General features: G+C 61.6%; 17 protein-coding genes and 1 riboswitch. Of the genes, 7 read left to right on the top strand and 10 right to left on the bottom strand.

Going from position 1 to position 17,846, the window contains the following annotated elements:
• Positions 1 to 17 precede the first annotated feature (17 nt).
• The 4 genes from nrdE to QM996_RS28015 form a co-directional block, all read right to left on the bottom strand.
• Entirely contained in the window at positions 18 to 2,099 is a 2,082-nt protein-coding gene (gene nrdE / locus QM996_RS28030; RefSeq protein ID WP_334198693.1) for a class 1b ribonucleoside-diphosphate reductase subunit alpha, read from the bottom strand.
• Positions 2,100 to 2,140: 41 nt separating this feature from the next.
• Positions 2,141 to 2,557: a class Ib ribonucleoside-diphosphate reductase assembly flavoprotein NrdI gene (gene nrdI, locus QM996_RS28025; RefSeq protein ID WP_334197134.1), complete on the bottom strand. Its 417-nt coding sequence runs from the start codon at positions 2,555 to 2,557 to the stop codon at positions 2,141 to 2,143.
• A 12-nt stretch (positions 2,558 to 2,569) separates the two neighbouring features.
• Positions 2,570 to 2,791: a glutaredoxin-like protein NrdH gene (gene nrdH / locus QM996_RS28020; RefSeq protein ID WP_334197133.1), complete on the bottom strand. Its 222-nt coding sequence runs from the start codon at positions 2,789 to 2,791 to the stop codon at positions 2,570 to 2,572.
• A gap of 290 nt (positions 2,792 to 3,081) precedes the next feature.
• Positions 3,082 to 3,306, bottom strand: a riboswitch (cobalamin riboswitch).
• A 276-nt stretch (positions 3,307 to 3,582) separates the two neighbouring features.
• Complete coding sequence (locus QM996_RS28015) at positions 3,583 to 3,894, bottom strand: hypothetical protein (protein WP_334197132.1); 312 nt, start codon at positions 3,892 to 3,894, stop codon at positions 3,583 to 3,585.
• Between the two features lie 129 nt (positions 3,895 to 4,023).
• Between QM996_RS28015 and QM996_RS28010 the strand changes: the two genes are divergently transcribed.
• Positions 4,024 to 4,968 carry a LysR substrate-binding domain-containing protein gene (locus QM996_RS28010; RefSeq protein WP_334197131.1) on the top strand — a complete coding sequence of 315 codons (945 nt, stop codon included), beginning with the start codon at positions 4,024 to 4,026 and terminating at the stop codon, positions 4,966 to 4,968.
• On the opposite strand, the gene QM996_RS28005 is transcribed toward QM996_RS28010, so the two are convergent.
• From QM996_RS28005 to QM996_RS27985, 5 genes are all read right to left on the bottom strand, one after another.
• On the bottom strand, positions 4,926 to 5,663 hold the full coding sequence (locus QM996_RS28005) for an aspartate/glutamate racemase family protein (protein ID WP_173519638.1): 738 nt from the start codon (positions 5,661 to 5,663) through the stop codon (positions 4,926 to 4,928). The two genes, QM996_RS28010 and QM996_RS28005, sit on opposite strands and share 43 nt — an antisense overlap.
• Positions 5,664 to 5,668: 5 nt before the next feature.
• Complete coding sequence (locus QM996_RS28000; RefSeq protein WP_334197130.1) at positions 5,669 to 6,490, bottom strand: ABC transporter permease; 822 nt, start codon at positions 6,488 to 6,490, stop codon at positions 5,669 to 5,671.
• A 1-nt stretch (position 6,491) separates the two neighbouring features.
• Complete coding sequence (locus QM996_RS27995) at positions 6,492 to 7,406, bottom strand: ABC transporter permease (RefSeq protein ID WP_334197129.1); 915 nt, start codon at positions 7,404 to 7,406, stop codon at positions 6,492 to 6,494.
• A 207-nt stretch (positions 7,407 to 7,613) separates the two neighbouring features.
• Entirely contained in the window at positions 7,614 to 8,912 is a 1,299-nt protein-coding gene (locus QM996_RS27990; RefSeq protein ID WP_334197128.1) for an ABC transporter substrate-binding protein, read from the bottom strand.
• A gap of 31 nt (positions 8,913 to 8,943) precedes the next feature.
• Positions 8,944 to 10,032 carry an ABC transporter ATP-binding protein gene (locus QM996_RS27985; RefSeq protein ID WP_334197127.1) on the bottom strand — a complete coding sequence of 363 codons (1,089 nt, stop codon included), beginning with the start codon at positions 10,030 to 10,032 and terminating at the stop codon, positions 8,944 to 8,946.
• A 422-nt stretch (positions 10,033 to 10,454) separates the two neighbouring features.
• Between QM996_RS27985 and QM996_RS27980 the strand changes: the two genes are divergently transcribed.
• Genes QM996_RS27980 through QM996_RS27960 form a run of 5 tightly spaced genes read left to right on the top strand, consistent with a single transcriptional unit; the run spans position 10,455 to position 15,489 of the window.
• Positions 10,455 to 11,297 carry a metallophosphoesterase family protein gene (locus QM996_RS27980; RefSeq protein ID WP_334197126.1) on the top strand — a complete coding sequence of 281 codons (843 nt, stop codon included), beginning with the start codon at positions 10,455 to 10,457 and terminating at the stop codon, positions 11,295 to 11,297.
• Positions 11,294 to 12,460, top strand: a complete 1,167-nt coding sequence (locus tag QM996_RS27975; RefSeq protein ID WP_334197125.1) for an ABC transporter ATP-binding protein — start codon at positions 11,294 to 11,296, stop codon at positions 12,458 to 12,460. Before QM996_RS27980 ends, QM996_RS27975 begins: the two co-directional genes overlap by 4 nt.
• Positions 12,453 to 13,367, top strand: coding sequence for a carbohydrate ABC transporter permease (locus QM996_RS27970; protein WP_334197124.1), 915 nt, complete (start codon positions 12,453 to 12,455; stop codon positions 13,365 to 13,367). The genes QM996_RS27975 and QM996_RS27970 overlap by 8 nt, the downstream gene beginning before the upstream one ends.
• On the top strand, positions 13,364 to 14,200 hold the full coding sequence (locus QM996_RS27965; RefSeq protein WP_334197123.1) for a carbohydrate ABC transporter permease: 837 nt from the start codon (positions 13,364 to 13,366) through the stop codon (positions 14,198 to 14,200). Before QM996_RS27970 ends, QM996_RS27965 begins: the two co-directional genes overlap by 4 nt.
• 23 nt (positions 14,201 to 14,223) lie before the next feature.
• The gene (locus tag QM996_RS27960) at positions 14,224 to 15,489 is read left to right on the top strand and encodes an ABC transporter substrate-binding protein (RefSeq protein WP_334197122.1); all 1,266 of its coding nucleotides are present in this window, start codon (positions 14,224 to 14,226) and stop codon (positions 15,487 to 15,489) included.
• A gap of 65 nt (positions 15,490 to 15,554) precedes the next feature.
• Here QM996_RS27960 and QM996_RS27955 read toward each other — a convergent pair whose 3' ends face one another.
• Entirely contained in the window at positions 15,555 to 16,538 is a 984-nt protein-coding gene (locus QM996_RS27955; protein WP_334197121.1) for a LacI family DNA-binding transcriptional regulator, read from the bottom strand.
• Between the two features lie 234 nt (positions 16,539 to 16,772).
• On the opposite strand from QM996_RS27955, the gene QM996_RS27950 reads away from it, so the two are divergent.
• Positions 16,773 to 17,801, top strand: coding sequence for a substrate-binding domain-containing protein (locus tag QM996_RS27950; RefSeq protein ID WP_334197120.1), 1,029 nt, complete (start codon positions 16,773 to 16,775; stop codon positions 17,799 to 17,801).
• Positions 17,802 to 17,846 lie beyond the last annotated feature (45 nt).

Raw genomic sequence — 17,846 nt, 5'->3', positions numbered from 1 at the left:
TTTTGCGGAAATGCGGTCTACAGCGTGCAGGAGACGCAGCCCTGGACCTGTGTGCCTTCGAGCGCCATCTGCCGAAGGCGGACGTAGTAGATGGTCTTGATGCCCTTCTTCCAGGCGTGGATCTGGGCGCGGTTGATGTCGCGCGTCGTTGCTGTGTCACGGAAGAAGAGGGTCAGCGACAGGCCCTGGTCGACGTGCTGGGTCGCCGCTGCATAGGTGTCAATGATCTTCTCGGGCCCGATCTCGTAGGCGTCCTGGTAGTATTCCAGGTTGTCGTTGGTCATGAAGGCGGCCGGATAATAGACGCGGCCGATCTTGCCTTCCTTGCGGATCTCGATCTTCGAGACGATCGGATGGATCGAGGAGGTCGAGTGGTTGATGTAGGAGATCGAGCCGGTCGGCGGCACCGCCTGAAGGTTCTGGTTGTAGAGACCGCCGTCCATCACCGCCCGTTTCAGCTCGAACCAATCTTCCTGCGTCGGGATGGGGATGCCGGCTCTGTCGAAGAGGCCTTTCACCTTTTCTGTCGCCGGCAGCCATTCAGCCTCGGTGTATTTGTCGAAATATTCGCCCGACGCATATTTCGAGTTCTCGAACCCTTTGAAGCTCTGGCCTTTCTCGATCGCCAATCGGTTCGAGGCTTTGATGGCGTGATAGGTGACCGTGTAGAAATAGATATTGGTGAAATCGATGCCTTCCTCGGAGCCGTAGAAGATGTGCTCGCGGACGAGATAGCCGTGCAGGTTCATCTGGCCGAGGCCGATCGCGTGGCTGTCGTCGTTGCCCTTCTCGATCGAGGGCACTGAGGAGATGTGGCTCATTTCGGAGACGGCGGTCAAGGCGCGGATCGAGGTTTCGATCGTGTGGCCGAAGTTTGGTGAGTCCATCGCCGCGGCAATGTTCAGTGAGCCGAGGTTGCAGGAAATGTCCTTGCCCATGCGGGCGTAGGAGAGGTCCTCGTTGAATTCGCTGGATTCGCTCACCTGCAGGATTTCCGAGCAGAGATTACTCATGGTGATGCGCCCGGCGATCGGGTTTGTCCGGTTCACCGTGTCCTCGAACATGATGTAGGGATAACCACTCTCGAACTGGATCTCGGCGATGACCTGGAAGAACTCGCGCGCCTTGATCTTCTTCTTGCGGATGCGCGCATCCTCGACCATCTCGCGATACTTCTCCGTTACCGAAATCTCGGTCAGCGGCATGCCGTAGACGCGCTCAACGTCATAGGGCGAGAAGAGGTACATGTCCTCGTTGTTGCGGGCGAGCTCAACGGTGATGTCCGGGATCACGACGCCGAGGGACAGCGTCTTGATGCGGATCTTCTCGTCGGCATTCTCGCGTTTGGTATCGAGGAAACGCATGATGTCGGGGTGGTGGGCATGCAGATAGACGGCGCCTGCGCCTTGGCGGGCGCCAAGCTGATTGGCGTAGGAAAACGAATCTTCGAGCAGCTTCATGATCGGGATGATGCCGGACGACTGGTTCTCGATCTGCTTGATCGGTGCGCCCATCTCTCTGATATTGGTGAGCGACAGCGCCACGCCGCCGCCGCGCTTGGAAAGCTGCAGCGCCGAATTGATCGCACGGCCGATGCTTTCCATGTTGTCCTCGACCCGCAGCAGGAAGCAGGAAACCAGCTCTCCACGTTGCTTCTTGCCGGCATTGAGGAAAGTCGGCGTCGCCGGCTGGAACCGGCCGGAAATGATCTCGTTGACCAGATCGCGGGCAAGTTGCTCGTTGCCGCGCGCCAGCGTCATCGCCACCATGCAGACGCGATCCTCGTAGCGCTCCAGGTAGCGCTTTCCGTCGAAGGTTTTCAGCGTATAGGAGGTGTAATATTTGAACGCGCCGAGGAAGGTCGGAAAACGAAACTTCTTGGCATAGGCGTGGTCATAGAGGTCGCGCACGAAGTTGAAAGAATACTGGTCCAGCACCTCCTGTTCGTAATAGCCCTCGGTCACCAGATAATCGAGCTTTTCCCTGAGATTATGGAAGAAGACCGTGTTCTGGTTGACGTGCTGGAGGAAGTACTGTTTCGCCGCCAGCCGGTCCTTGTCGAGCTGGATTCGCCCCTCTTCGTCATAGAGGTTAAGCATCGCGTTCAGCGCATGATAGTCCAGCGCCGCTTCCGTCGCCTTCAGGGGGTGTTCGCGTGTTGTGACGTCCAAAATCGTTCCATCCCGTTTTTGACATTGGCGACGTCTTCGTCCGTTCCGATTAGCTCGAAACGATAGAGATAAGGCACGCTGCACTTGGCCGAGATGACGTCGCCGGCGACCCCGTAGGTCGCGCCGAAATTGCTGTTGCCCGCGGCAATTACGCCGCGGATGTGAGAGCGGTGGCCCGCGTCGTTCAAGAAGCGGATTACCTGTTTCGGCACGGCACCCCGGCCGTCGTCGCCGCAATAGGTGGGCACGACCAGCACATAGGGTTCGGTGACTGTAAGCGCATCCTTACCTTCCGCGAGCGGTATGCGCTTCGCGCGAAGGCCGAGTTTTTCGACGAAGCGATGGGTGTTTTCCGAGCGGCTGGAAAAATAGACGATAAGCCCCACCGCTTCTCTCCTCTAAGAAAGCGTGCTGATCTTGTCGGGGCGGAAACCCGCCCAGTGTTCGGGGCCGGCGACGACGACGGGGAGCTGCATGTAGCCGAGGCCCTTGACCGTCTCGAGCGCGTCCTGGTCGACGGAGATATCAATGACCTCGTAGCTGACGCCCTGGCGATCGAGCGCCCGATAGGTCGCGGTGCATTGGACACAGGCGGGCTTGCTGTAGACGGTGACGTTCATTTCTTCCTCGTTTGGTCGGCTGGATAGGGGCAAGAGAAGGCGCGTGGACACGCGACCGCGATCCGGCGAAATGCAGGGCTGTCATGGCTGTGGCTTGCTCGGATATGGAGCCCGGGCACGCCTCTTCTTCAGCTGCGCGGGAAACCGCGCCTCTTGATTGGCGAGTGATAGGATTTCGATGACGCAGACATGACTTCACCCCGAAGCTTTCGACAGGCTGCCGGGGAGACGTCGAGACGATCAGGCAGGCTCATCCTGCCGTACTCAACCCCTCCGGACACCCCGCCCGTGGACGTTTGTTGCTCGAGGCAGGTCTCCTGGCTCACGGGTCGACGCTTCCATCCCGACCTTCCCGAGGCCTCATGCCTCAGTGGTCCAATTCCGGACAGTTGCTCGCCGTCTACAGTTGCGGGGGCAGCTACGGCATAGCCGGGCGGAAAGCCGCCGGCGCACCGTATTCCCGTCTTAGCTCCCAATCCTTGCGAATCGGAAGAACCTCAAACACTAGATATAGTATCTCATCGCCAATCTGCGTCAATAGGTGCGCGACGTCGGAGATCCTGTGCGGAGGGTCATTTCTTCCCGATATGGATAACGAGACGTAAACGGCGGACTGCAGCGGAACCCACCGGGGAGACTTGTCGGCTACAAACTGGCGCGCTCCGCCAATGTCTGGCGGGGCACCGCCGCGGCCATTGCGAGGTTTCAGGCCGAAGGTCTCTGTGGTGCGATCCGCTCGCTCGCGGGGTGCTCCAACAGAAGCTCCGAGTACGTTTTGTCCCGGCAATCTGTCAGTCGCAAAGCGAGATGCTGACGTCCCTGTTTTCGCCGGGCTGCGCGCGCGGCGAGATCGTCACGGCTGGTAGCGTGTTGGTGCGGTCGCTTTTTGGCGAGGGCTTCGGCGCGGATGACGTGTCTTCCTTCGACCAGTGCCATGGATCGGCAACCTCGCCAACGCGCGCCCGGATGGTCTCGTGGTCCCGCGTCAGGCCGATATCCTTCAACTGGAATTCGCTGAACGTATCGATGGCGATGGTCGGATTGAGGGTGCTTCCGGCCCGCTTCAGGACATGACGGATCGTTGATCGCACTGCGCTGAGCATTGCTATCCTCTTTGTTTTTGCTGTTGTGTTCGCGAAAAAAGTGAGGAATTTTGCTGCTTCGCGCAAAGCGATTTCTCGCATGCTGGCATAAAGAATGCTTATCTCAGCGCCATGAGTAAGATTCCTCCAATGAGCGCGGTGCGCGCCTTCGAAGCCGCCGCCAGGCACCTGAGTTTCACCCGTGCGGCCGAGGAACTCGGGATGACTCAGGCTGCCGTCAGCTACCAGATCCGGCTGCTGGAGGAGCGCATCGGCACGCCGCTCTTCGTGCGGCTTCCGCGCGAGGTGCGGTTGACGGCCTCCGGGCGGCAGTTGGCGCCTAAGGTGACGGAGGCGATCGACCTGCTGGGCTCGGCCTTCTCCGAGATTGCCGACAAGACCGAACATCACCTGCACATTTCCGTGCTTCCGACCGTCGTTTCGAGCTGGCTCGGCCCCAGGCTCGCCTCGTTCCAGACCGCCCAGCCGAACATCAGTATAAGGGTGCACATGTCGACCGATCTGGTCGACTTCAAGCGCGACGCCATCGATCTTTCAGTGCGCAGTGGCAACGGCGACTGGCCGGGCAACGACGTGTTCCCGCTGTTCCCGATCGATTACATGCCGGTCTGCACGCCGGCCTTCATGGAAAAACACCAGCTCAGGCAGCCCTGCGACGTACTGCGCGTCCGGCGTTTCGGCAATGCCAACTGGTGGCGCCGATGGATGATCGAGACTGGCGTAGAGCCGCCGGAAAGCAACGGCACGGAGCTGATCTTCGACGTCCAGGCGATGGATGTCGCGACCACCCTGGCGGAACACGGCATCGCCATTGCCGTATCGACCTTCCTGATGGAGGAACTGAAGAGCGGCAGGCTCATTCGGCCATTCGAACATGTGGTCAGGGACGGTCGCGCCTATTGGCTGGTCTATCCGCAGAGCAGCCGACGGCAGAAGAAGATCCAGGCATTTCGCGACTGGATCATTGCCGAGGCGGACGCATCGAACGCGCTGCTCGCGATCGCGATGGATGAATCGAGGTCGGCATCCCCTCAGGCCGTGGTCGGCGCGAGTGCGCTCATGAAGCCTGAATAGGTCTTGCTGAGCGGTGATGCGTAGGAACCGCGCTTGCTGGTCATAAGTCCTTGCGACACCAACGCCTCCGCCTGCTTGACGGCGGCGGAGACGCCATCGATCACCGGAACGCCGTAATCGGCTTGCAGGTCCCGGGCAAGGTCTGCCATGCCGGCGCAGCCGAGCACGATCGCCTCGGCGCCGTCCTGAGTAAGCGCCAGTTCGATCTCGCGTCGCAGTTTGGCAAGCGCGTTCGAGGCCTTGTCTTCCAGTTCGAGCACCGGAATATCGGCGGCGCGCACCTTGGCCCGGCTGCCCATGCCGTAGTGCCGGACGAGATTCTCGATCAGGACGCGGGAACGCTCGAGCGTCGTGACCACGGTGAAGCGTTGCGCCAACATGGCAGCGGTCGCGACGGCGGACTCGCAGAGCCCGACCACTGGAATACGGGCAAGCGCGCGGGCGGCTTCAAGGCCCGTGTCGTCGAAGCAGGCAATGACCGCAGCATCGGCGCCGGCTCCTTCCCCGTCGCGAATTTCTGTAAGCAGCCCCGGAAGTGCGACCGCCCCGTCATAATGCCCCTCGATCGAGGCCGGTCCGGACTTCGATGTACGGGCGAGAATTTCCGTGGCGGGGCCGGCGACGGCCCGCGCCGCCGCGGCGGCCTTGGCCGTCATCGACGAGGTGGTATTGGGATTGACGATCAGGATGCGCATCTGGCCTAGCTCAACTTTGCCTGGCGGCGCCGCAAGGTCACAATGACCGCAAGCGCAACGAGGATGATGGTGAAGGAGAAAAGCGTGGTGACCGTGCCGAGTGCATAGAGCACCGGCGTCGTCACATTTGTGGTCATGCCATAGATCTCGAGCGGCAGCGTGTTGTAGCTGCCGGAGGTCATCAGCGTGCGAGCGAACTCGTCATAGGAAAGCGTGAAGCCGAAGAGGCCGACGCCGATGAGGCTCGGGGCAATCATCGGCAGGAGCACGTGGCGAAAGGTCTGCCACGAGGTCGCTCCGAGATCGCGCGCTGCCTCCTCATAGGACGGTGAGAACCGGTTGAAGACGGCAAACATGATGAGCACGCCGAAAGGCAGGGTCCAGGTGAGGTGGGCGCCGAAGCCGGAGGAATACCAGGCGGGCTTCAGGCCGAACTGCTGGAAGACGACACCGATACCGAGCGAGATGATGATCGACGGCACGACGAGGCTTGCGACGGTCAGATAGAAGAGCACGGTGGCGCCGCGGAAGCGCCGGCGGAAGGCAAGGCCGGCGAGCAGCGCGACCACGACGTTGACCGCCATCACCATCAGGCCGAGCGTGAAGGAACGGCGGAACGAGGCGCCGAAATCGCCGACCGCCTGTTTTTCGAAAAGATTGTAGAACCAGTGCAGTGAAACGCCGTTCAACGGAAAGGTCAGACCGCCGTCCGGTCCCTGGAATGACAGGATCAGTACTGCCGAAAGCGGTCCGTAGAGGAACAGCACGAACAGGGTAAAGAAGGCTGCGAGCAGGTAGAATTCCCTGCCGCGTCTTTCGTTGCTCATGTCAGAGCTCCTTACGAATGTCGACGACCCGCAGGATCGCGGCGACCATCGATAGCACGACGATCAACAGCACCACCGCATTGGCGGCGGCTGCCGGATATTGCAGCAGCGACATCTGGTTCTTCATCATCAGCGCCACGGAGGCGCTCTGGCCGCCGGACATGACCTGCACGGTCGAGAAATCCGCCATGACGAGCGTGACGACGAAGATCGAGCCGATCGCGATGCCCGGCTTGGCAAGCGGCAGGATGACGTTCCAAAGGATCTGTTTGCCGGTAGCGCCGCAATCGCGTGCCGCCTCGATCAGCGAGTGGTCGATGCGCATCAGCGTGTTGAAGATCGGCGTCACCATGAACAGCGTGTTGAGATGAACCATGGCCAGGACGACGGCGAAATCGGAATAGAGCAGCCATTCGATCGGCTGCGGAATCAGCCCAAGTTCGATCAGCGTCGAATTGACGAGGCCATTGCGGCCGAGCACCGGGATCCAGGAGATCATGCGGATGATGTTGGAGGTCAGGAACGGCACGGTGCAGACGAGGAACAGCACCATTTGCATGGTGGTGGTGCGGACATGAAAGGCGAGGAAATAGGCCACCCAGAAGCCGATTGAGAGTGTCAGCGCCCAGACGAGGACGGTGAACTTCAGGGTGTTGAGATAAGTCTTCCAGGTGACCCAGGAGCCGAGCGTATCGGCGTAGTTCATCGTCAGGAAATCCGGATAAAGCCCCGCGAAGTCATAATCCCAGAAGCTGACGACGACGATGGTGAGAATCGGCAGCACGAAGAAGAAACCGAGGATCAAGAGGAGCGGCGTGGCCTGAAGGTGGGAGGCCAGTGCACGTGGAACGAACCAGCGGCGGATTGGCTTGTCCGCACTGATTTCCCCTGACTGCGAAGTCGCAAGTGTCGCCATCGTCGTTCCTCTCTGGATTTCCTCGGATGGGGGCTGTCCCTCATCCGCTTGCCGCCGCATTCTCCCCGTGCGCGGGGAGAATGGATGCACGTTTTGCGCCTCTAGCCTTACCCAGTGGCATGTCCCCTCTCCCCGCATGTGGGGAGAGGGCTAGGGTGAAGGGCAAAGCCAGCCAGAACGGTCGTTCCAGCCCCAACGGAAGCCCCATTACGCAGCGATGAACTCGTTCCAGCGCTTGATCATGTAGCGGTCCTCGTCCATCACCGAGTTCCAGCAGGCGACCTTGCCCATTCGCTCCTCGAAGGAGCCGCCGTCGCGCACGGCACCGGCCTTCTCCATCACCTTGCCTTCCGGCGACAGGATGTCGCCCTTGGCGGGCTTGCCTTCGACCCAGAAGCCCCACTCGTCCTCGGACATGAAGCCCTTGGCGGTCTCCATGGCGGCGGAATAGTAGCCCTGGCGGTTGAGATAGGCGCCGACCCAGCCGGACAGGTACCAGTTGATGTATTCATAGGCCGCGTCGAGCTGGGCACCCTGAAGATGGGCGGCAAGGCCGAGGCCGCCACCCCAGGCGCGGTAGCCTTCCTTCAGCGGCTGGTATTTGCAGGCGATGCCCTTGGAGCGGACGGCGGCGACCGCCGGCGACCACATGGACTGGATGACGACTTCGCCCGAAGCCATCAGGTTGACGCTTTCGTCGAAGGACTTCCAGAAAGCGCGGAACTGGCCGTCCTGCTTGGCCTTGATCAGGAAGTCGATCGTCTTGTCGATCTCGTCCGTGGTCATGTTGCCCTTGTCGACATATTTGATGTTGCCCATGGCCTCCATGATCATCGCTGCATCCATGATGCCGATAGAGGGGATGTTGAGGATCGCCGTCTTGCCCTTGAAGGCGGGATCCATGATGTCGGCCCAGGTCGAGATCTCGCGGCCGACGAGATCAGGGCGAATGCCGAGCGTGTCGGCATTGTAGATCGTCGGGATCAGCGTCATCCAGTCGGTCGGCGACTTGGCAAAGGTCTTGGAATCCTGCGCGTCGACGAAGCCGACGGTATGCGGCGCCGTGCCTTGCGCGACCACGCTTTCGGGCTTCAGCTTGCCGTCGATGAACAGTGGAACGATCTTGTCGAAGTACTTGATCTTCTTGACGTCCATCGGCTGCATTACGCCGGCCGGGAAGACCTTCTTGGCGATCCAGTATTCGATGTCGGCGATGTCGTAGGAGTCTGGCTGGGTCACCGCCCGCTGGGCAGCGGCGTCGGAATCTGTCGCCGTCATCTCCAGCGTGATGCCGAGGTCTTGCTTGCACTTCTCGGCAATGGCGTTGATGTTGGAAACGCCGGTGCCGAACTGGCGCAACGTGATCGGGTTCTGGGCCCAGATCGTCGGGAAGCCGGTGATGGCACCCGACCCGGCGATCGCGCCAACGGCGGCAGCGCCGGTCTTTAGCAGTGACCGGCGTGTCAGGCCGGCACCAGGCTTTTCGGTCTTGTTTTCAGTCGTCATGTGCAGTTCCCCTTTTGTGATGGTTGGTAGCTCATGCGGAAAGGCGGCCGAGGGGGACGACGTCCTCCAGGGTCCAGCTCAGGGACACCGCGTCGCCGACCGACACGGGTTTCCTGAAATAGTCGCTGTCGCTGACGATCAGCGTGAAGTCGTCGCTGCCGGCGCCGATGGCAGTCAGCTTCACCGACGCGCCGCGATATTCGATGTTGGAAACCACGGCCTGGAAGCCGAGGCCCTTCTCACTCGGCGGATCGAGCCGCACGCGATCGGTGCGGATGCCGATGTCTATCGGCCGGCCGATCTCCTGGGCGATATCGCGCACCGCAAAGACCTGACCCTCCGCCGTCTCCATTTCGACGATGCTGTCGGTGATCGCCCGGACCTTTCCCGAGAGTACGTTGTGGTCGCCCATGAAGCGTGCAACGAAGGCGGTTGCCGGCCGCTCGAACACCATGCGCGGTGCCGCCGCCTGCTCGATCCGGCCGTTGTTCATCACCACGATCAGATCGGCGAGCGCCATCGCCTCTTCCTGGCTGTGGGTGACGTGCACGAAGGTGATGCCGAGCGTCTTCTGCAGTTTTTTCAGCTCTGCCCGCATGCGGATCTTCAGGAACGGGTCGAGCGCCGACAGCGGCTCGTCGAGAAGCAGCGCCTCCGGCTCGGTGATGAGCGCACGGGCAAGCGCCACGCGCTGCTGCTGGCCACCGGAAAGCTGGGCCGGACGCCTGGAACCATAGGCCTCCATCTGCATCAGCTTCAACATGTCGAGCGCCTTGGCGCGGCGGGCGTCGCGGTCGACCCCCTTCATCTTGAGGCTGAAGGCGACGTTGTCGACGAGGTCGAGATGGGGAAACAGCGCGTAGGACTGGAACATCATCGCTGTGTTGCGCTTGGCCGGCGGAAAATCGGTGACGACGACATTGCCGAGCCTGAGGTCGCCCGACGAGATGCTTTCATGCCCGGCGATCATGCGCAGCGTCGAGGTCTTGCCGCAGCCCGATGGGCCAAGAAAGCAGCAATAGCTGCCGGCGGGGATTTTCAGGCTGATGGAATGTACGGCTGTCGTCGAGCCGTAAATCTTGGAAACGGACACGATATCGATCTCTGCGGCTTTCGACATGACGCTTTCTCCTTGCAACAGAGGAGAAGCATCAATCGTGCCACTTTCGATCGGAGCGTCTAAGGCCGTGTTTTCATGGGGGTATTGCCCTTTCCGGCCATCGCCGGTGAAGATCGTTGTTTCGGAGCGACTGCTCATGAATTGAGCTTTTCGTCGCCAATATGCGCAAATTATTGTATACAATAGTATGAAATTTTGGGCACGGGCGCCGCAAAGCCTCCGAGGGAAGGGCTCCGGCGGATTTCGTGACCGCCTGTTTCTCCCGAAGGTGAAACTTTCATGGAAAAACTGAAAATCAACTGAGAACGGCTGTTACCAAACTGACATGGCAGCTCCCTAAAGACTGCGGCCAACCGCAGCCGGAGGGGAGATGAAAGCTCTCCGACGCGCACGCCCTGAAGCCATTGTCGGAGGCCGTTTCCATGAAGATCGTCCAGATCAGCGATACCCATCTCAGCCCGGTGAAGTGCCATTTCAACGACAACTGGGAGCCGCTTCGCGCCTGGATCGAGGCGACGGCGCCCGATCTCGTCATCCATACCGGCGACGTGACGATCGACGGCGCCGACCACGAGGACGACATCACCTTTTCGCTCGAGCTGATCGGCCAGCTCTCGATGCCGGTACTGATCGTGCCCGGCAATCATGACGTCGGTCACCTGCCGGGTTCGCATCAGCCGGTGGATGCACAGCGGCTTGCCCGCTGGCGCGGGCTCGCAGGGCCGGATTATTGGGTCTCCGATCACGAAGCCTGGCGGCTGATCGGGCTCAACAGCCTGCTGCTCGGCTTCGAGGACGAGGAAGAGGAAACGCAGTTCACCTGGCTCGAGGAGCAGTTGCAAAGCCGCGACCGGCGCAAGGTGGCGATCTTCGCCCACAAGCCGCTTTTCGTCGACGCGCCGCAGGAAGGCGACACCGGCTATTGGAGCGTTCGTCCCCGCCAGCGCCAGCGTCTTTATGACCTGATCGCAGGTTCCGACGTGGCGCTGCATGCGAGCGGTCATCTGCACTGGGCGTGGACGGGTGAACATGCCGGAGCGGCGCTCGTCTGGGCGCCGCCGACCTCCTTCATCATCGACACTTTGGAACGGCCGATGCCGGGCGAGCGGCTGGTCGGCGCCGTCGTCCACACGTTCACCGATGCGAGCGTTTCCAGCGAAATTGTTACGGTTCCGGGGCTGACGAGCCACGTGCTCGATCCGATCGTTGAGGAGGTCTATCCGCAAGCGGCGAAGACGAAGCCTCACGTGGAGGCCGCGCAATGAGCGTGCTTTCGCTTCGCGGCATCACCAAGTCCTATGGCGGCAATGCCATATTGAAGGGCGTCGGCCTGGAGGCGGAAGCGGGCGAGTTCATCGCCCTCGTCGGCCCGTCCGGTTGCGGCAAGAGTACGCTTTTGCGCATCGTCGCCGGCCTCGACCATGGCGACACCGGCGAGATCGTCATCGGCGGCCGTGACGTTGCCCGCATGGCGGCGGCCGATCGCAACGTTGCTATGGTCTTTCAGTCCTACGCCCTCTATCCGCATCTGACCGCCGGCCAGAACATCGCCGTACCGCTCGCCATGCGACGCCTGACGGCAATGCAGCGCCTGCCTGGGATCGGCAATTTCCTGCCGGGGCAAAGGCAAATCCGCACTGACATCCAGCGCCAGGTAAAGGAAATGGCCTTGGCGCTGAAGATCGACCATCTGCTCGATCGCAAGCCCGGCCAGATGTCCGGCGGCCAGCGCCAGCGCGTGGCACTCGCCCGCGCCATGGTGCGCCGTCCGGCCGTCTTCCTCATGGACGAACCACTTTCCAATCTCGATGCCAACCTGCGTGTGCATGCCCGCGGCGAGATCGTCGACCTGCATCGGCGCGCCGGCGTGCCGACGCTTTATGTCACCCACGACCAGTCGGAAGCCCTGTCGATGGCCGACCGGGTCGCGGTGATGATCGGCGGCAACTTGCTGCAACTGGCGACCCCCAAGGAGATCTACGACAATCCCTCGCATATCGAGGTCGCCCGTTTCCTCGGTCAGCCGAAGATCAACGTGCTCGAAACCCGTACCGATGCCACTGGCCTCGTGCGCTTCGGCGACCTGGTGCTGCTGGCGAACCGGGGACAGGTGTCGGATGCATCGGTGAAGCTCGCTATCCGTCCGGAATTCGTTCGCTTCAATCCGGCAAGTACCCGCCGGTTGAGCGCACGGGTCGAGCGCATGGAGTTTCTCGGCTCGGAAGTCATCGTCCACGCCCGCCTCGATGCGATCGGCGAGGCGATGACGTCGAAGGCGACGCCTGCCGAAGCCGCAGCATGGACCATCGGCCAACCGGTTGACGTCGAGATCATGCCCGAGCGGACGATGCTCTTCGACCAGCAAGGTGTCCGGCTGCTGGCCGAACCGGTCGCTGCCGCTGCCGCGCTGGAGACGATTGATGGTTAGCGTTTCGACATTGGAGACGGCGATCGCGGCGCCCGAGATACGCGAAGCCCGCATCGCCTGGCTGCTCGCATTGCCTGCGATCGTGCTGCTCTTCCTCTTCATTCTGCTGCCGACGGCGGCGGTGATCGTGCTCGGCTTCACCGATTTCGAACTTGGCTACAGCAACTGGCGCTTCGTCGGCTTCGAGAACTATGCCGAACTCTTCACGGATCGCACCTTCCGACGCTCGCTCTGGAACACCGCAGTCTACACAGCGATCGTCACGCCGGTTTCGATCGTGCTGGCACTGGCAATCGCCATGCTGATCGAGGCAGAGACCAAGGGCAGGGCCTTGTTCCGCACGGTCTATTTCCTGCCGGTCGCCTCGCTGCTGGTCGCCATGGCGACCGTCTGGCAGTTCCTCTTCCATCCGACGATCGGCCCGATCAACACCTTCCTTGCGCTCTTCGGCATCGCCGGTCCCAACTGGCTCGGCGCCTCCGGCACGGTCCTCTATGGCCTGTCGATCATCGGCACCTGGCAGTCGGTCGGCTTCAACATGGTGTTGTTTCTCGCCGGCCTCACCGCAATCCCGCGCGAGCTCTATGCCGCCGCAGAAGTGGACGGCGCCAAGACCTGGTTCGATCGCTTCCGGCTGGTGACCTGGCCGATGCTCGGGCCGACGACGCTGTTCGTGACCACCATCAGCATCATCAATTCGGTGAAGGTGTTCGAAACGGTGAAGACGCTAACCGAAGGTGGTCCGAACAAGGCGTCGGAAGTGCTGCTCTTCACCATCTACCAGGAAGGCTTCGTCTATCTGCGCGTCGGTTATGCCTCGGCGATGACCGTCGTCTTTCTCGCAATCCTCGTCGTCCTGATGTTCCTGCAGTACCGCGTGCTCGACCGGAAGGTGCATTACGCATGACCAGCAACGCTTTCTCCGTCGCCCGCATCGCCCGCCTGACGGTCCTGTCGCTTGGCGCTTTGCTCTTCCTTGCGCCCTACATCTTCATGGTCTCGACCGCCGGCAAGCCACAGAGCGAGATCTTCTCCTCGTCGCTCTCGCTCATCCCTCAGCAATGGTCCTATGTCGAGAACTTCACGAAGGCGCTGTCGCGCGTCTCGATGACAACCCTGCTTTTCAACGGCGTCATCGTCTGCGCGCTGATCTTCGTCATCCAGATCGTCGTCGCCATCCCCTGCGCCTATGCCATGGCGAAGCTGAAGTTCCGCGCTGCACGGACCATGATGGTGCTGGTCATGCTCGGCTTGCTCGTGCCGATCCATGCGACCGCGCTGCCGATCTATGTCGCCTTCGACAAGCTCTCGGTGCTGAACAGCTACACCGCGCTGGTGGCTCCCTTTTCGATCTCGGTCTTCGCGATCTTCCTGTTCCTGCAGTTCTTCCGCGCCATGCCCGACGACCTGATCCATGCCGCTCGGCTCGATGGCATGTCGGAAGCGGGCATCGTAGCGCGGGTCATCGTGCCGAATGCCTGGCCCGCGATCACCGCCTTCGCGATCTTCTCGGTGGTCGCGCACTGGAACGATCTCTTTTGGCCACTGATCGTCGTCACCAACCAGGATTACGCTACCCCGCCGCTCGGCCTGCTCTATTTCCGCGCCGCCGAAGCCGGCGACGACTACGGCGCGCTGATGGCCGCCACCCTCAACATCACCCTTCCCCTCGTGACCGCTTTCCTGCTGGCGCAGAAACGCTTCGTCGAGGGCATCACCATGACCGGACTCAAAGGCTGAACGGTCCAACCAGGAGCGCATCCATGAAACATCTGAGACAGCTTTTCACCGCGGCTGCCGCATCGCTGATGCTCGCTGCACCGGCCCATGCCGAGACTGTGCTGACGGTCCATTTTCCGATGCCGGGCTTCTTCAAGGACGTGATGGACACGATCTCGAAGAAGTTCATGGAAGAAAACCCAGACATCAAGATCACCTTCGCCAATCCTTCGGCGACCTATGAGGAAGGCATCCAGACGATCATGCGGCAGGCCGGTACGGCCGAGATGCCCGATCTCACCTTCATCGGTCTCAACCGTCTGCGCATGGTCAACGAGCGCGACATTCCCGTCGATCTCGGCCCGTTCATCGCCAAGGACGGCAACATGGCCGAACAGGGCTTTTCCGAAAACATCCTGAAACTCGCCCAGGTCGGCGGCAAGCAGGTGGGCCTCGCCTTCGCCACGTCCAACCCGATCATGTATTACAACGCCGATCTGGTGCGCAAAGCTGGCGGCGATCCGGAAAACCCGCCGAAGACCTGGGACGAGGTCATCGCGCTCGGCGGCAAGATCAAGGCGCTCGGCGACGGCAACGAGGGTATCGACTTCCGTTGGCAGGGCGACGACTGGATGTTCTCGGCACTGCTCTTTGGCGCCGGCGGCGAGATGCTGAGCGCAGACGAAAGCAAGGTTGCCTTCAACGGTCCGGAGGGTGAGAAGGCCGTCGACGTGCTCGATCGCATGGTGAAAGAAGGCGGTCTGCCGGTTCTGACCAAGCAGGCCGGCGAGCAGGCCTTCGTTGCCGGCAAGGTCGGCTTTGCCTTCCAGACCACCGGGGCGCTGCGCAACACGATCAAGAATGTCGGCGGCAAGTTCGATCTGCGCACCGCCCACATTCCGCTCATCGATCCGGCAAAGGGCAAGCTGCCGACCGGCGGTAATGCCGTCGTCATCCTGACGCGTGATGCCGAGAAGCAGGAAGCCGCCTGGAAGTTCGCGAAGTTCGCCGCCGGCCCCTATGGCGCCTCGGTTGTCGTTCCGGGCACCGGCTACGTGCCGAACAACGAACTTGCTGCCAAGTCGCCTGAGTATCTCGCCAACTTCTACAAGGAAAACCCGCTGTTCCGCGCCGGCCTCGAGCAGATGCCGCTGATGCGCCCCTGGTATGCCTTCCCCGGCAGCAACGGCGTAAAGGTCACCCAGACGATCGTCGAGAACCTGTCGCGCATCGTCGAGCAGTCGGCGGCGCCGAAGGAAGCACTGGACGAGGCTGCGGCCGAAGTCGAAAGCCTGCTGCCGCGCAGCTGATCTCGATTGGCACGATGATTGTCGCCGCCCCGGAGGAAACTCTGCGGGCGGCGTTCTCATGTCGATCAGCCGAGGCGGTGAACCGTCCCACCGGCATAGAGCCGGCACTCGAGGTTGAGATGACGGCAGTCGGAGGCATTTTCGGCCATGTCGAGCAGTAACGCCGCAGCGGCCAGTCCCATGTCGCCGTCGGGCATGGTGATCGTGGTGAGCGTCGGACTCATCAGTCGCCCAAGCGCAATGCCGTCGAACCCCGCGACAGAGACGTCATCGGGAACGGAAAGGCGCTCGCGCCGGAGCGCCGCAATCACGCCGAGTGCCAGGAGATCGTTGGAGGCGATGATCGCGGTCGGGCGGTGGTGCGTCAGGACCGTCCCGAGGTCGAGGTTCTCGTAGCCATCGACGAAGGGGATCTCGACCGCCTCGATTGGTGGAACGCCTGCCTCCTGCATGGCGGCCACATAGCCATCGTAGCGCAGGCGTGCCCGATCGGACGAGCGGAAGTGGCCCGAGACGACGAGGATGCGCCGATGGCCATGGTCCAGAATGTGGCGGGTGAGCTCGAAACCGGCCCGATAATTGTCGACGGTGACGGCGGCGGCGAAGCGGGCGACCGGCAGGTTGTTGAGAAGTACCGTCGGCGGCAGCGCCGCCGAAAGCGCCTCGCTGGTGCGGGCATCGCAAAGCGTCAGGATCAGACCGGTCGGGCGCTGCTCGAGCAGCGAGCGCACCGCGCGTGCCTCGAGCGCCGGGTCGTAGTTGGATTGCGCGATCAACACCCCGTGGTTCGCCGCCTGCATACGATGCTGGATGCCGCCGAGCGAGGCGGCAAACACAGGATTGGTGACGCTCGGCACCAGGACACCGACGACAGGCTGGTTTCGCACCGCGGTGCGTCTCGCCTGCACCGGCCGATAGCCGAGTTCAGCTGCCGCGCGGCGCACTCGCCGCACCATCTCGGCGCTGACCGGGCCTTCGCCGTTCAGCACGCGCGAGACGGTGGCCAGCGAGCAGCCGGCTTGGAAAGCGATCTGTTGCAGGGTTGCCATCGGCGTTGTGTAGCTGCGCTCCATGACAGCAGATTGAAGTCTTGCGAATGCGACCCGAGGCATTGGGCGTGAATTATTATTCATGCCGTGAATTATATTGACAGCCGCTGAATCCACGGCTTTAATCGCCATCGTCGGAAGTCGAGGAGGAGTTCCGACGAAACTCATCATTCAGTGGCCGCAACCAGGCGGCCCATCGGTTTTTGGGAGGGGCTTCGGCCTCGAGGAGGACGCGTGCGCAAATTTTTCAGCACGACCGCTCTGGCGGTCATTGCAACGTCATATTGGGCCGCTCCGGCGAGCGCCGAAACGGCCAATCCGTTTCGCTGCCAGCCAGGCGAAAAATACGTCATGAACGTCATGGTATCGGGCGTCGAATACTGGTTCCCGGTCTATGAGATGTTCAAGCAGGCCGGGCAGCAGTTCGGCTGCGAGACCGAATATACCGGCACGCCGGAATACGACGTCAACAAGCAGATCGCCACCTTCGACCAGGCGCTTGCCCAGAACCCGGCCGGCATCCTGGTGCATCCGATGAACTCGGATCCGTTCATCGAGCCGATCAATCGGGCGATCGATCAGGGCACGGCGGTCGTTACCTTCGCGGCGGACTCGCCGCTGTCGAAGCGCGTCTCCTTCATCACCTCGGACAATACCCGCGAAGGCATCTACGCGGCCGATGCGATCGCCGAGAAGATGGGCGGCAAGGGCGAGTACGCGGTTCTGGAAAACCCCGGCCAGGACAACCACGACAAGCGCATCGCCGCCTTTGTCGGCCGCATGGCCGAGAAGTGGCCAGAGATGAAGCTTGTCGGTCGCGCTGCCTCGAACCAGGATCCGAACAAGGCCTACCAGGGTCTGATGAGCATCATCCAGGCCAATCCGAACCTCGGCGCCGTGTTCATGCCGGAAGCCAACTCCGCCATCGGTGCGGCCCAGGCCAGCAAGGAAAGCGGCGGTAAGGTGCTTGTCATGTGCGCCGACGTCAACGCCAACATCCTCGACATGATCAAGGCTGGCGAAGTTTTCGGTTCGATCAACCCGAACCAGGGCATGCAGGGGTATATGGGTTTCATGCTGCTCTGGCTCGCCAAGCATCCGGATCTGATCGACCCGATGAACGACGCCAAACGCTCGGGCTTCAATCCGATGAGCATCCCCTTCGTCGACAATGGCCTTTCCATCGTCACTGCCGACAATGCCGACGATTTCTACTGGGACAAATACCTGAAGCGTCGTGGCACCAAGGGCATTGACGAGTAGGGATATGAATTGGCTGCCCGGCCTGTTCCGGGCAGCCAAGAATGC

The sequence above is a fragment of the Sinorhizobium chiapasense genome, from assembly GCF_045277575.1.
Lineage (GTDB): Bacteria > Pseudomonadota > Alphaproteobacteria > Rhizobiales > Rhizobiaceae > Ensifer > Ensifer chiapasense_A.
Note: the sequence above shows the minus strand (reverse complement) of the source record. Positions and strands in the feature narration are given on the sequence as shown.